Raw genomic sequence first — 15,472 nt, 5'->3', positions numbered from 1 at the left:
ATCAGGCGTGAAATTACACTATAATTTCGCGCCTTTTGTTTTTAGATGTCTGGCTCAGTCTTCCGACTTTGCGAGGCAAAACACGGGGAGCCTCACAACGAGGCGATACTACCCAAATCGAGGAAATCGTAAATGGCTAAGAAAGTACAAGCCTATGTCAAGCTGCAAGTAGCAGCTGGTATGGCGAACCCAAGTCCTCCGGTTGGCCCAGCACTGGGTCAGCAGGGTGTTAACATCATGGAATTCTGTAAAGCGTTCAATGCTAAGACTGAAAGCATTGAGAAAGGCCTGCCGATCCCTGTTGTTATTACTGTTTATTCTGATCGCTCTTTCACTTTCGTTACTAAAACCCCGCCAGCAGCAGTTCTGCTGAAAAAAGCGGCAGGTATTAAGTCTGGTTCCGGCAAGCCGAACAAAGACAAAGTAGGTAAAGTGACCGTTGCTCAGGTCCGTGAAATCGCAGAAACCAAAGCTGCGGATATGACTGGTGCTGACGTAGACGCTATGATGCGTTCTATCGAAGGTACTGCTCGTTCCATGGGCCTGGTAGTGGAGGGTTAATAAATGGCTAAGCTGACCAAGCGCATGCGCGTGATCCGTGACAAAGTTGATGTGACTAAGCAATACGATATCAACGAAGCTGTTGCCCTGCTGAAAGAGCTGGCTACTGCTAAATTCGTAGAAAGCGTTGACGTTGCCGTTAACCTCGGTATCGACGCTCGTAAATCTGATCAAAACGTCCGTGGCGCAACTGTATTGCCACACGGTACCGGCCGTTCTGTTCGCGTCGCTGTATTTGCTCAAGGCGCCAACGCCGAAGCAGCAAAAGAAGCTGGTGCTGAGCTGGTAGGTATGGACGACCTGGCTGATCAAATCAAGAAAGGCGAAATGAACTTCGACGTCGTAATCGCATCTCCAGATGCAATGCGCGTTGTTGGTCAATTGGGCCAAATCTTGGGCCCACGTGGCCTGATGCCAAACCCGAAAGTGGGTACCGTTACTCCTAACGTTGCTGAAGCAGTTAAGAATGCTAAAGCAGGTCAGGTTCGTTATCGCAACGACAAAAACGGTATTATCCACACTACCATCGGTAAAGTTGACTTTGACGCTGACAAGCTGAAAGAAAACTTGGAATCCCTGGTAGTTGCGCTGAAGAAGGCTAAGCCTGCTACAGCGAAAGGCGTTTACATCAAGAAAATCAGCCTGTCCACCACCATGGGCGCCGGCGTTGCTATTGATCAAAGCGGCCTGACTGCAGTAGTGAACTAATCACTATTTGCTTTTATCGCTTTACGTGGGCGTTAGGTTTGTCTAGAATCTTACGCCCATGGTTCTATTGACTACGGTTTAACCGTACCATGTGAACAACAGAATTTTTCGGTTGGAGCTTGGCCTATCCAAGCCTCCGTCCAAGACCGCAGGTGTTCTGCAAAGGACTTAATTTCCTGCGTAGACGGTGACAGAGCCTAAAGAAATTTTTTCTTTTTAATTAAAGAATTGTCTTTGCTGGATTCTGCTCACCGTGTTTCAACGCCCGTTAATGACATTGTTGTCGTAATTGGGTGATGTGAGTTCCGGGGAATTATTCTCCGGTTAATCCAGGAGCAAGAACTAATGGCACTAAATCTTCAAGGCAAACAAGCGATTGTTGCTGAAGTTAAAGAAGTAGCCAAAGGTGCGCTGTCTGCGGTTGTTGCGGATTCCCGTGGCGTAACCGTTGATAAAATGACTGAACTGCGTAAAGCAGGTCGTGAAGCTGGCGTTCACATGCAAGTTGTTCGTAACACCTTGCTGTCACGCGCAGTTGAAGGTACTCCATTCGAGTGCCTGAAAGACACGTTTGTTGGTCCAACCTTGATTGCATTTTCTAGTGAACACCCGGGCGCAGCTGCTCGTTTGTTCAAAGATTTCGCGAAAGCGAATGCAAAATTCGAGGTTAAAGCAGCAGCCTTTGAAGGCGAGTTAATCCCTGCGGCTCAAATCGACCGCCTGGCAACTCTGCCGACCTACGAAGAAGCAATCGCACGTCTGATGGGAACCATGAAAGAAGCCGCTGCTGGCAAATTGGTTCGCACTTTGGCTGCGCTGCGTGATCAGAAAGAAGCTGAAGCGGCTTAATCGCCCTCTGTTTTTTCCGACACTGCTTTTTAACGTATAAACTATTTCTGTATTTTAGGAACACTTGTTATGTCAACTATCACTAAAGACCAAATTCTGGAAGGCGTTGCAGCTCTGTCTGTAATGGAAATCGTTGAACTGATCTCCGCTATGGAAGAGAAATTCGGCGTTTCAGCTGCTGCTGTTGCTGCAGGTCCTGCTGCTGCTGCTGAAGTTGTAGAAGAGAAAACTGAATTCGACGTTATCTTGAAAGCAATCGGCGCTAACAAAGTTGCGGTAATCAAAGCTGTACGTGGCGCAACTGGCCTGGGCTTGAAAGAAGCTAAAGATCTGACTGAGTCAGCGCCAGCTGCTCTGAAAGAAGGCGTGAGCAAAGACGACGCTGAAGCACTGAAAAAAGCACTGGAAGAAGCTGGTGCAGAAGTTGAAATTAAATAAATTTAATTTCAACTGTGCAGCCTAAGTTATAGGCTGATGGCTGGTGACTTTTAGTCACCAGCCTTTTTGCGCTGTAGGGCGTCAGTGGAGTTTCACACTGTTTAGATACTGACTAACCCCAATATTTCTTTCTATCGACGACTTAATATACTGCGTTCTCAGCTACGACCCACTCGGGTAGCTCGGTAGTCAAGGTAACGCGATGAAATGGTTTAAGAGTGATAGAACGAGGTATTACGGAAAGTGTTTCGACTTTCCGATCGAGAAAATAGTGTTGAATGAACTGTCCTTTAGGACGGACAGAGTGGGTCACTGATCAGCGAGCTGAGGAACCCTATGGTTTACTCCTATACCGAGAAAAAACGTATTCGTAAGGATTTTGGTAAACGTCCACAAGTTTTGGACATACCTTATCTCCTTTCTATCCAACTTGACTCGTTCCAGAAATTTATCGAGCAAGATCCAGAAGGACAGCACGGCCTAGAAGCGGCATTCCGTTCTGTTTTTCCAATCCAGAGCTACAGTGGCAATTCGGAGCTGCAATACGTTAGCTACCGTCTTGGTGAGCCAGTGTTTGACGTCAAAGAGTGCCAGATCCGTGGCGTGACGTATTCAGCACCGCTGCGCGTTAAGCTGCGTCTGGTTATCTATGAGCGGGAAGCTCCTGAAGGTACGGTTAAAGACATCAAGGAACAAGAAGTCTACATGGGTGAAATTCCACTCATGACCGAGAATGGTACCTTTGTGATTAACGGTACTGAGAGGGTTATCGTATCTCAGCTTCACCGTAGTCCTGGTGTATTCTTTGACAGTGATAAGGGTAAAACCCATTCATCGGGTAAAGTGCTGTATAACGCACGTATTATCCCTTATCGCGGTTCATGGTTAGATTTCGAGTTTGACCCGAAAGATAACCTCTTTGTGCGTATTGACCGTCGCCGTAAATTACCTGCGACCATCATTCTGCGTGCATTGAACTTTACCACTGAACAGATCCTTGACCTGTTCTTTGATAAAGTTGTGTTCGAAATTCGTGATAACAAGCTGCAGATGGAGCTGGTTCCAGAGCGTCTGCGCGGTGAAACAGCTTCCTTTGACATCGAAGCTAATGGCAAGGTTTATGTCGAGAAAGCTCGCCGTATTACCGCTCGTCATATCCGTCAGCTTGAAAAAGACGGTGTGGATCGCATCGAAGTTCCGGTTGAATACATTGCCGGTAAAGTGGTCGCTAAAGACTATATCGATGAGAACACTGGCGAACTGATCTGTGCAGCCAACATGGAGCTGTCACTGGATCTGCTGGCGAAACTGAGCCAGGCTGGTCACAAACGCATTGAAACTCTGTTCACCAATGACCTGGATCACGGTGCTTATATCTCCGAGACCCTGCGCGTTGACCCAACCAGCGATCGCTTAAGCGCTCTGGTTGAGATCTATCGCATGATGCGTCCTGGTGAGCCACCAACTCGCGAAGCAGCTGAAAATCTGTTTGAGAACCTGTTCTTCTCTGAAGACCGCTACGATCTGTCTGCGGTTGGCCGGATGAAGTTCAACCGTTCACTGCTGCGTGACGAGATCGAAGGTTCCGGTATCCTGAGCAAAGAAGACATCACTGAAGTGATGAAGAAGCTCATCGATATCCGTAACGGTAAAGGCGAAGTGGATGATATCGACCACTTAGGCAACCGTCGTATTCGTTCCGTTGGTGAAATGGCTGAAAACCAGTTCCGTGTAGGTCTGGTTCGCGTTGAGCGTGCTGTTAAAGAGCGTTTGTCTCTTGGCGACCTCGACACGCTGATGCCTCAGGACATGATCAACGCCAAGCCTATTTCGGCGGCGGTGAAAGAGTTCTTCGGTTCCAGCCAGCTGTCCCAATTTATGGACCAGAACAACCCGTTGTCTGAAATCACGCATAAGCGTCGTATTTCTGCATTGGGCCCGGGCGGTTTGACCCGTGAGCGTGCTGGCTTTGAAGTTCGAGACGTTCATCCGACTCACTACGGTCGTGTATGTCCAATCGAAACGCCAGAAGGTCCAAACATCGGTCTGATCAACTCCTTGTCCGTGTACGCACAGACCAATGAGTATGGTTTCCTGGAAACTCCGTATCGTCGCGTGCGTGACGGTGTGGTGACTGATGAAATCAACTATCTGTCTGCTATTGAAGAAGGCAACTTCGTTATCGCTCAGGCGAACTCCAACCTGGACGAAGACGGCCGCTTCATCGAAGACTTAGTCACTTGTCGTAGCAAAGGCGAATCCAGCCTGTTTAGCCGCGATCAGGTTGACTATATGGACGTTTCCACTCAGCAGGTGGTGTCCGTTGGTGCTTCTCTGATTCCATTCCTAGAACACGATGACGCCAACCGCGCCTTGATGGGTGCGAACATGCAACGTCAGGCGGTTCCTACTCTGCGTGCTGATAAGCCGCTGGTTGGTACCGGTATGGAACGTGCTGTAGCGGTTGACTCCGGGGTAACCTCCGTAGCCAAACGTGGCGGTACCGTTCAGTACGTAGATGCATCCCGTATCGTCATTAAAGTTAACGAAGACGAGATGTACCCAGGCGAAGCAGGTATTGATATTTATAACCTGACTAAGTACACCCGTTCCAACCAGAACACCTGTATCAACCAGATGCCGTGTGTGAATCTCGGTGAGCCAATCGAGCGCGGCGACGTGCTGGCAGATGGCCCATCAACAGACCTGGGTGAGCTGGCGCTGGGTCAGAACATGCGCGTAGCCTTCATGCCTTGGAACGGTTACAACTTCGAAGACTCCATCTTGGTCTCCGAGCGTGTGGTTCAAGAAGATCGCTTCACCACTATCCATATTCAGGAATTGGCATGTGTGTCTCGTGACACCAAGCTGGGGCCTGAAGAGATCACTGCCGACATCCCTAACGTGGGTGAAGCTGCGCTCTCCAAACTGGATGAATCCGGTATCGTGTATATCGGTGCTGAAGTCACCGGCGGCGACATTCTGGTTGGTAAGGTAACACCTAAAGGTGAAACCCAGCTGACTCCAGAAGAGAAGCTGTTACGTGCGATCTTCGGTGAGAAAGCGTCTGATGTTAAAGACTCTTCTCTGCGTGTACCAAACGGCGTTTCCGGTACGGTTATCGACGTGCAAGTCTTTACTCGCGATGGCGTAGAAAAAGACAAGCGCGCGTTGGAAATCGAAGAAATGCAGCTGAAGCAGGCTAAGAAAGACCTGACTGAAGAATTGCAGATTCTGGAAGCTGGCCTGTTTGCACGTATCCACGCCGTGCTGGTTTCTGGTGGTATCGAAGCTGACAAGCTGAGCAAACTGCCACGTGACCGCTGGTTGGAACTGGGCCTGACCGACGAAGACAAGCAAAACCAGCTGGAACAGCTGGCAGAGCAGTACGACGAAATGAAATCCGAATTCGAGAAGAAGATGGATGCCAAGCGTCGTAAAATCACCCAAGGCGATGATCTGGCACCGGGCGTGCTGAAAATCGTTAAAGTGTATCTGGCCGTTAAACGTCAGATTCAACCGGGTGACAAGATGGCAGGTCGTCACGGTAACAAAGGTGTTATCTCCAAGATCAACCCGATCGAAGATATGCCTTACGATGAAAACGGTACGCCGGTAGACATCGTTCTGAACCCGCTGGGCGTACCTTCGCGTATGAACATCGGTCAGATTCTGGAAACCCACTTGGGGATGGCAGCTAAAGGTATCGGCGAGAAGATCAACGCCATGCTGAAGAAGCAGGAAGACGTTGCCAAACTGCGTGAGTTCATCCAGAAAGCATACGATCTGGGCGACAACGTTTGTCAGAAAGTTGATTTGAACACCTTTACCGATGACGAAGTTATGCGTCTGGCTGAGAACCTGAAAAAAGGTATGCCAATCGCAACACCAGTCTTCGATGGTGCGAAAGAGACTGAAATCAAGGAACTGTTAAAGCTGGGTGGCCTGCCAACTTCTGGTCAGATTACCTTGTTTGACGGCCGTACCGGTGAGCAGTTCGAGCGCCAGGTTACTGTCGGCTACATGTACATGCTGAAACTGAACCACTTGGTTGATGACAAAATGCATGCGCGTTCTACCGGTTCTTACAGCTTGGTTACTCAGCAGCCGCTGGGTGGTAAAGCTCAGTTCGGTGGTCAGCGCTTCGGTGAGATGGAAGTGTGGGCGTTGGAAGCTTATGGCGCCGCGTACACCTTGCAGGAAATGCTTACCGTCAAGTCCGACGATGTAAACGGCCGTACCAAGATGTATAAAAACATCGTGGATGGCGATCACCGTATGGAACCAGGCATGCCGGAATCCTTCAACGTATTGTTGAAAGAAATCCGCTCGCTGGGCATCAATATCGAGCTGGAAGAAGAGTAAATCTTCTCCAGACGGCAGGCTCTCACAGCCGGGAGTCTGCTGGTGGTACGCACTGGTCACAGGGGCGCTCAAACCTAGGTTTGGGCGCCTATCAGGTCTAACTCCGACAGGAGCCAATCCGTGAAAGACTTATTAAAGTTTCTGAAAGCGCAAACTAAGACCGAAGAGTTTGATGCGATCAAAATTGCTCTGGCCTCGCCAGACATGATCCGTTCCTGGTCGTTCGGCGAAGTTAAAAAGCCGGAAACCATTAACTACCGTACGTTCAAACCAGAACGTGACGGCCTTTTCTGCGCCCGTATCTTTGGCCCAGTAAAAGATTACGAATGCTTGTGTGGTAAATACAAGCGTTTGAAACACCGCGGTGTAATCTGTGAGAAATGCGGCGTTGAAGTGACTCAGACCAAAGTACGCCGTGAGCGTATGGGTCACATCGAGCTGGCTTCTCCGACTGCACACATCTGGTTCCTGAAATCCTTGCCTTCGCGCATCGGTTTGTTGCTGGATATGCCACTGCGTGACATCGAACGTGTTCTGTACTTCGAATCCTATGTGGTTATCGAAGGCGGCATGACCAACCTGGAACGTCGTCAGATCCTGACTGAAGAGCAGTATCTGGACGCGTTGGAAGAGTTTGGTGATGAGTTTGACGCGAAAATGGGTGCAGAAGCGATCCAGGCCTTGTTGAAAAACATGGATCTGGAAGCCGAATGCGAAATCCTGCGCGAAGAACTGAACGAAACGAATTCTGAGACCAAGCGTAAGAAGCTGACCAAGCGTATCAAGCTGCTGGAAGCGTTCGTACAGTCTGGCAACAAGCCAGAGTGGATGATCCTGACCGTGCTGCCTGTGTTGCCGCCAGATCTGCGTCCATTGGTTCCTTTGGATGGCGGTCGCTTTGCGACTTCCGATCTGAACGATTTGTATCGTCGCGTGATCAACCGTAACAACCGTCTGAAACGCCTGCTGGATCTGGCTGCTCCTGACATCATCGTGCGTAACGAAAAGCGTATGCTGCAAGAAGCAGTAGACGCATTGCTGGATAACGGCCGTCGCGGTCGTGCAATTACCGGCTCGAACAAGCGTCCGTTGAAATCTTTGGCAGACATGATCAAAGGTAAGCAAGGTCGTTTCCGTCAGAACTTGCTGGGTAAACGTGTTGACTACTCAGGCCGTTCGGTTATCACCGTAGGTCCATACCTGCGTCTGCATCAGTGCGGTCTGCCGAAGAAAATGGCACTCGAGCTGTTCAAACCGTTCATCTACGGTAAGCTGGAACTGCGTGGTCTTGCTACCACCATCAAAGCTGCCAAGAAGATGGTTGAGCGTGAAGAAGCGGTTGTTTGGGATATTCTGGATGAAGTTATCCGCGAACACCCAGTGCTGCTGAACCGTGCACCCACCCTTCACCGTTTGGGTATCCAGGCGTTTGAACCGGTTCTGATCGAAGGTAAAGCAATTCAGCTGCATCCGCTGGTTTGTGCGGCTTATAACGCCGACTTCGATGGTGACCAGATGGCAGTTCACGTACCCTTGACGCTGGAAGCTCAGCTGGAAGCGCGTGCGTTGATGATGTCTACCAACAACATCCTGTCACCTGCGAACGGCGAGCCAATCATCGTTCCTTCTCAGGACGTTGTATTGGGTCTGTACTACATGACCCGTGACTGTGTTAACGCCAAAGGCGAAGGCATGGTGCTGAATGGCTCGAAAGAAGCTGAGCGTGTTTATCGCGCTGGCCTGGCGTCTCTGCACGCCCGAGTTAAAGTGCGTATTTCTGAAGAAATCCGTACTGCGGAAGGTGAAACCGTTTCGCAAACCAGCATCATCGATACGACTATCGGTCGTGCCATTTTGTGGATGATTGTCCCGAAAGGCCTGCCTTACTCTATCGTTAACCAGCCGCTGGGCAAAAAAGCTATCTCCAAGATGCTGAACACCTGTTACCGCATCCTAGGCTTGAAGCCAACGGTTATCTTTGCTGACCAGATCATGTACACCGGTTTTGCTTACGCAGCGCGTTCAGGCGCCTCTGTAGGTATCGATGACATGGTTATCCCTGAAGCGAAAGCTGGGATCATCGAAGAAGCTGAAACCGAAGTTGCCGAGATTCAGGAGCAGTTCCAATCTGGTCTGGTAACCGCGGGCGAACGTTATAACAAAGTGATCGATATCTGGGCCGCAGCCAACGAACGTGTTGCCAAGGCTATGATGGACAACTTGTCCGTGGAAGACGTCATCAACAGTAAAGGTGAAGTGGAGCAACAAGTTTCCTTCAACAGCATCTTTATGATGGCCGACTCCGGTGCGCGTGGTTCCGCAGCACAGATTCGTCAGCTGGCCGGTATGCGTGGCCTGATGGCTAAGCCAGATGGTTCGATCATTGAAACGCCAATCACCGCGAACTTCCGTGAAGGTTTGAACGTACTTCAGTACTTCATCTCAACCCACGGTGCGCGTAAAGGTTTGGCGGATACCGCATTGAAAACTGCGAACTCCGGTTACCTGACCCGTCGTTTAGTTGACGTGGCACAGGATCTGGTTGTAACCGAAGACGATTGTGGTACCCATAACGGTATCGTGATGACTCCGGTTATCGAAGGTGGTGATGTTAAAGAGCCACTGCGCGATCGCGTTCTAGGCCGTGTGACTGCAGAAGAAGTCTTGAAGCCGGGTACGGCTGATATTCTGGTTCCGCGTAACACCCTGTTGGACGAAAAATGGTGTGATCTGTTAGAAGAAAACTCCGTCGACAGCGTTAAAGTTCGTTCAGTTGTAAGCTGTGAAACCGATTTCGGTGTGTGTGCAAACTGCTATGGTCGTGACCTGGCGCGTGGCCACATCATCAACAAAGGTGAAGCAGTGGGTGTTATTGCAGCACAGTCCATCGGTGAGCCGGGTACCCAGCTTACGATGCGTACGTTCCACATCGGTGGTGCGGCATCTCGTGCGGCAGCAGAATCCAGCATTCAGGTTAAGAACAAAGGTACGCTGAAACTGAGCAACGCCAAGTTCGTTATGAATGCAGCAGGTAAGCTGGTTATTACTTCTCGTAATACCGAGCTGAAGCTGATCGACGAATTCGGTCGTACTAAAGAAAGCTACAAAGTGCCTTACGGTGCCGTAATGGGCAAAGGCGATGGCGCAGAAGTCCAGGGCGGGGAGACCGTTGCCAACTGGGATCCGCACATCATGCCAGTTGTGACCGAAGTGAGCGGTTTCATTCGCTTCGCGGATATGATTGACGGCCAGACCATTACCCGCCAGACCGACGAACTGACCGGTTTGTCTTCTCTGGTCGTTCTGGACTCCGCAGAGCGTACCGGTAGCGGTAAAGACCTGCGTCCAGCACTGAAAATCGTTGACGCTAAAGGCGACGATGTATTGATCCCAGGTACTGATATGCCTGCTCAATACTTCCTGCCAGGTAAAGCGATTGTTCAGCTGGAAGACGGTATTCAGATCGGTGCTGGTGATACTTTGGCGCGTATTCCGCAGGAATCCAGCGGTACCAAGGATATTACCGGTGGTCTGCCACGTGTTGCTGACTTGTTCGAAGCACGTCGTCCGAAAGAGCCTGCAATCCTGGCTGAAATCAGCGGGATCATCTCGTTCGGTAAAGAGACCAAAGGCAAGCGTCGTCTGGTGATTTCACCGTTGGATGGTAGCGATGCATACGAAGAGATGATTCCTAAGTGGCGTCAGCTCAACGTGTTCGAAGGTGAAGTTGTAGAACGCGGTGACGTGGTTTCCGACGGCCCAGAATCTCCACACGACATTCTGCGTCTGCGTGGCGTTCACGCCGTGACCCGTTACATCACCAACGAAGTGCAGGAAGTTTACCGTCTGCAAGGCGTTAAGATTAACGATAAACACATCGAAGTTATCGTTCGTCAGATGCTGCGTAAAGGCACCATCGTTGATGCAGGTGGCACCGACTTCCTGGAAGGCGAGCAGGCAGAAATGTCTCGCGTTAAAATCGCTAACCGTAAGTTGGCAGCTGAAGGCAAAATCGAGGCCACGTTCACTCGTGACCTGCTGGGTATCACCAAGGCATCCTTGGCGACCGAGTCCTTCATCTCTGCAGCATCGTTCCAGGAAACTACGCGTGTTCTTACCGAAGCGGCCGTTGCCGGTAAACGTGATGAACTGCGTGGCCTGAAAGAGAACGTAATCGTTGGTCGTCTGATTCCAGCCGGTACCGGTTACGCTTATCATCAGGATCGCATGCGTCGTAAAGCTCAGGGCGAAACCCCTGTTGTTCCGCAGGTTAGCGCGGATGAAGCAACTGCCAACCTGGCTGAATTGCTTAACGCAGGTTTCGGTAACAGCAAAGACTAATCTCTTTGTTGGCCAGTAACGTAAAAATACTCCTTCGGGGGTAATGCCAATCAGTATAAGGATCCGTTGAACGATTCTTATACTGAGTAAAATCCGAGAATGTTTTCATTCTCGGATTTTTTTTACGCCGATTTTCAAGATGTTGACCTCATTTCTTTCCACGATGCTATTTGTCATCCCCCTTACTTTCTCAGCCAGGCATGATACCGTCGTATCTGAATACACCTTAAATATTCAATACATTCTATTTTTAATTTTATTATTTCTATAATAAGTCTGCATGCTTACATTTATTCTCGATAGAATGTTTTTCTGAATTATGTTAATTGTAATAGAGTATTTGCTATATATCGTAGGAGTTTTATCTTATATAAGGATATAAATTTATGATAGGTGCTACTAATAACTGGATCGGATTGGTAGATGAATCAAGGTTTCTGAGTGAACTCTCTATTCCTGGAACTCATGATTCCGCTGCATATACCCATCATCCTATTTCATTTGGATATGTTCAGACGCAGCGATGGAATATAAGAGAGCAATTAGATCATGGTATAAGATTTCTCGATATCAGGTGTCGTCTTATTGAAAATGTATTAACTCTGCACCATGGAAGCGTTTATTTAGGTTTAAATTTCGGAGATATATTAGCGACTTGTATTAAGTTTTTATCAGATAATCCGACAGAATTTATTATACTTTCAGTTAAAAAAGAATATACCGAAAAAGATAGTACCATGCCATTTCACAAGGTCATGTCTGAGCGATATATAAAAAATCATAATGACTTTTTTTTCATAAAAAATAAAATTCCGACTGTTAAGGAGATTGCTGGGAAAATTGTTCTTTTTCGGCGTTATTACGGAGGTGATTTAGGTATTAATGCTACTCAATGGAAAGATAATGACACCTTTACGATCAAAAATAGAAATTACAATATATATATTCAAGATAAATACTCTGGCTATAATTTTTCAAACTTTGATAACAAAAGAGAATATGTGGCTAAATTAATAAAACGTGCCAGGGTTAGGGAAAAGAATGCATTATATATTAACTTTACCAGTTTAAGTGATGTGACTGTGACTCCAAAATTAGGGGCGGTGGGTAATGTTTTTATACATGGACTTAATAAATGGTTTGCTGATGAATACAGGAAATGTAAAACATGTCAATTAGGAATAATAGTCTCTGATTTTGTCGATACCAATAATGCAGCAATGATGAATATCATTTTGAGATCAAATTTTGACATCGATTAAACGTACGAAATTGACTGGATAAGCTCAATCATACTTCAAGCTTCATACAAGGATGTAATTTATGAATAGAAAGAATTGGATGGGGAAGTTAGGTAATTCAATGTTACTGAGTAACGTATCTATTCCTGGAACAAATAACTCAGCGGTTTTTTTTCCTTTTATGACACCAACGGGACAGATTCAGACCCAACTATGGGATATAGATATCCAATTGAATAACGGCATTCGTTTCTTGGATATAAGATGTCGCCTGGTTGAGGATGTATTAGCACTCTATCATAGTAACGTCTATCTGAATCAGAACCTCAGCGATGTATTAGCTAGTTGCTTGGTATTTATAAAAAATAACCCGACAGAGTTTATTATGCTTTCGATAAAACAGGAGGGTAGCAACGAAATATTTAACGACGTTTTATTAAAAAGTTACTTAGTTGCATATATTGATTATTTTTTTATCGAGAACAGAATACCCTCTATTGAGGAAATTCGAGGAAAAATAATCCTATTACGTCGATATCAAGGCGGAGAGCAGGGGATTAATATCATGCCATGGGAAGATAATAAAACTTTTGTTATCGATAATGGTTATTGTAAAGTGCATGTGCAGGACGAATATTCTGATTATACCGTATTATCAATAATAAATAAAAGAAAGCCCATTAATGACTTAATCGAGTTGGCTAAAAGTAAAAGAGATGATGAAATATATATTAATTACACAAGTATAGGTGGATACCTGGTTACTCCTTTTATCGGAGCTAACGGATTTACAGACTATGATGGTATTAATAAGTGGTTTTCTATTGAATATAAATATAGAACCAAAAGTTATTTGGGGATCATTGTGTCTGATTGTGTTGATGCGCAAGAGGGCGAAATTATAGACACAGTGATTAATGCCAACTTTTAAGTGGCTGTGACTTTTCGAATCGAGTTAAAGCCAGCTTCAGTGCTGCCAGCACTGGAGCTGCTTTACCCGCTCAATAATTTAATTCAACACCCTTACAACACTTAATCTATGGGTGTAGAGCCGAGCGATGAGAGAGAACGCCCCAAATAGCGATCCCAGTCTTTCCAGACCGGTTGTAAGCCGGTTTGAATGAGAGCCTGTGCCACCTGCTGTGGCGAGCGATTATCATGGGGTGCAAACTGTTCCAACTCCGGATGTTCGTCATCGGCATAACCGCCCGGCTGGGTTTTCGAACCGGCGCTGACGCTGTTAATCGCCACCGGAATAACGTGATCGCGAAAGAACGGTGACTCCCTAGTGGAGAGTGACAGTTCTACATCAGGAGCAAACAGGCGAAAAGCACAGATCAGTTGCACCAACTGCGATTCGCTCATCAGTGACGCTGGCTCAATTCCGCCAGCGCATGGACGCAAACGTGGAAACGAGATGGAATAGCGGGTTTGCCAGTAAGTTTGTTGTAGATAAAACAAATGCTCAGCCAGCATATAGCAATCAGTACGCCAGTTATGAGACAAACCGATCAGTGCGCCCAAACCGATCTTGTCGATCCCCGCGCGACCCAAACGATCCGGCGTGGCGAGTCGCCAATGGAAATCCTGCTTCTGCCCGCGTAAATGATGCTGGTGGTAGGTGGCGGTGTGATAAGTTTCCTGATACACCATCACCGCGTCCAAACCCAAGGTTTTCAGCTCGGCGTACTCTTCTTCTTCCAGCGGTTGCACCTCCATCATCAGCGAGCTGAAACGGCCGCGAATGGTGGGTAAATGCTGCCTGAAATAGTCCATTCCCACTTTGGTTTGATGCTCACCGGTAACCAACAATAGATGCTCAAATCCCAGGGCTTTAATCGCTTCGCACTCGCGAATAATTTCCTCTTCATCCAACGTCTTACGCTTAATCCGGTTACTCATTGAGAAACCGCAGTAGGTGCAATCATTGGCGCACAGATTAGAGAGATACAGCGGCACATAAAAACCAACGGTATTACCGAAGCGTTGGCGAGTAAGCTGTTGAGCTTTCTGTGCCATCGGTTCCAGATAAGCTAACGCCGCCGGTGAAATCAACGCCATCAGATCTTCCCGATCCGGCTTGCTGCTATTTAACGCCCGTTCTACATCACGGGCGGTTTTACTGTTGATGCGCAGTGAAATGTCATCCCAATCTAACTGCTGCCAGCGATGACGAAAGTCTTCAGGCATTATGGCGTTCCTCACTTTGGCTAAGGAAAGCGGTCAGCGGGCTGGTGGCGCTAGCCTGCTGTTGGCGAGGGCCTAAACCGGCCAGACGAGCCAGCGTTCCAGCTTCGACGGCCAGTTTAAATGCCTGCGCCATTCGCACTGGCGATTGGGCAACGGCGATGGCGGTATTGACCAGAACCGCGTCTGCACCCAATTCCATTGCTTCCAACGCATGGCTAGGTGCGCCAATTCCAGCGTCGACTACGACAGGTACTTTGGCTTGTTCGATAATAATCCGCAGGAAATCACGAGTTAACAGCCCTAGATTAGAGCCAATCGGGGAAGCAAGCGGCATCACGGCGGCACAGCCAACTTCTTCCAGACGTTTGCATAGTACCGGATCGGCGCCGCAGTAAGGCATGACCACAAAGCCATCTTTGACCAGAATCTCTGCCGCTTTCAGGGTTTCTACTGGATCTGGCAGCAGATATTTTACGTCTGGATGTACTTCCAGTTTGATCCAATGCGTACCCAGCGCTTCCCGAGCCAAACGCGCAGCAAACACTGCTTCTTCCGCAGTTTTTGCTCCAGAAGTATTAGGCAGCAAACGAATACCAAGCTGTTGCAATGGAGCCAGAATAGCGTCATTGCCTGATTTCAGATCCACCCGTTTCATCGCCATGGTCACTAACTGCGATTCGGAGGCGCGCAATGCGTCCAGCATCAAGGCTGGCGTGGCAAATTTTCCCGTTCCGGTAAATAAACGTGAGGTAAAAGTGGTATCAGCAATTTTCAACATA

General features: G+C 48.0%; 10 protein-coding genes. 8 read left to right on the top strand and 2 right to left on the bottom strand.

Translation table 11 applies throughout. From position 1 onward, the window contains the following. Positions 1-132 precede the first annotated feature (132 nt). The 8 genes from rplK to PL78_RS06895 all read left to right on the top strand — a co-directional run bounded on the left by rplK (position 133) and on the right by PL78_RS06895 (position 13,434). On the top strand, positions 133-561 hold the full coding sequence (rplK, locus tag PL78_RS06930) for a 50S ribosomal protein L11 (RefSeq protein WP_004722257.1): 429 nt from the start codon (positions 133-135) through the stop codon (positions 559-561). Positions 562-564: 3 nt separating this feature from the next. Then, complete coding sequence (rplA, locus tag PL78_RS06925) at positions 565-1,269, top strand: 50S ribosomal protein L1 (protein WP_049602152.1); 705 nt, start codon at positions 565-567, stop codon at positions 1,267-1,269. Positions 1,270-1,614: 345 nt separating this feature from the next. Continuing rightward, positions 1,615-2,118 carry a 50S ribosomal protein L10 gene (rplJ, locus tag PL78_RS06920; RefSeq protein WP_049602154.1) on the top strand — a complete coding sequence of 168 codons (504 nt, stop codon included), beginning with the start codon at positions 1,615-1,617 and terminating at the stop codon, positions 2,116-2,118. 69 nt (positions 2,119-2,187) lie between these two features. After that, positions 2,188-2,556, top strand: a complete 369-nt coding sequence (rplL, locus tag PL78_RS06915) for a 50S ribosomal protein L7/L12 (RefSeq protein WP_064514254.1) — start codon at positions 2,188-2,190, stop codon at positions 2,554-2,556. Between the two features lie 336 nt (positions 2,557-2,892). After that, positions 2,893-6,921: a DNA-directed RNA polymerase subunit beta gene (gene rpoB, locus PL78_RS06910; RefSeq protein ID WP_064514252.1), complete on the top strand. Its 4,029-nt coding sequence runs from the start codon at positions 2,893-2,895 to the stop codon at positions 6,919-6,921. A 120-nt stretch (positions 6,922-7,041) separates the two neighbouring features. Further along, positions 7,042-11,262: a DNA-directed RNA polymerase subunit beta' gene (gene rpoC, locus PL78_RS06905; protein WP_064514250.1), complete on the top strand. Its 4,221-nt coding sequence runs from the start codon at positions 7,042-7,044 to the stop codon at positions 11,260-11,262. A 386-nt stretch (positions 11,263-11,648) separates the two neighbouring features. After that, complete coding sequence (locus tag PL78_RS06900; RefSeq protein WP_064514248.1) at positions 11,649-12,524, top strand: phosphatidylinositol-specific phospholipase C; 876 nt, start codon at positions 11,649-11,651, stop codon at positions 12,522-12,524. Between the two features lie 61 nt (positions 12,525-12,585). Next, positions 12,586-13,434 (top strand): phosphatidylinositol-specific phospholipase C, encoded by an 849-nt coding sequence (locus PL78_RS06895; RefSeq protein ID WP_064514246.1) that lies wholly within the window; start codon positions 12,586-12,588, stop codon positions 13,432-13,434. 101 nt (positions 13,435-13,535) lie between these two features. Here the strand turns inward: PL78_RS06895 and thiH are convergent, their stop codons facing one another. Then, positions 13,536-14,693: a 2-iminoacetate synthase ThiH gene (gene thiH, locus PL78_RS06890; RefSeq protein ID WP_064514244.1), complete on the bottom strand. Its 1,158-nt coding sequence runs from the start codon at positions 14,691-14,693 to the stop codon at positions 13,536-13,538. Beyond that, positions 14,686-15,471: a thiazole synthase gene (locus PL78_RS06885; RefSeq protein WP_064514242.1), complete on the bottom strand. Its 786-nt coding sequence runs from the start codon at positions 15,469-15,471 to the stop codon at positions 14,686-14,688. The genes thiH and PL78_RS06885 overlap by 8 nt, the downstream gene beginning before the upstream one ends. Position 15,472 lies beyond the last annotated feature (1 nt).

It is taken from the genome of Yersinia entomophaga (genome assembly GCF_001656035.1).
Lineage (GTDB): Bacteria > Pseudomonadota > Gammaproteobacteria > Enterobacterales > Enterobacteriaceae > Yersinia > Yersinia entomophaga.
This window is presented reverse-complemented; position numbering and strand designations above follow the sequence as displayed.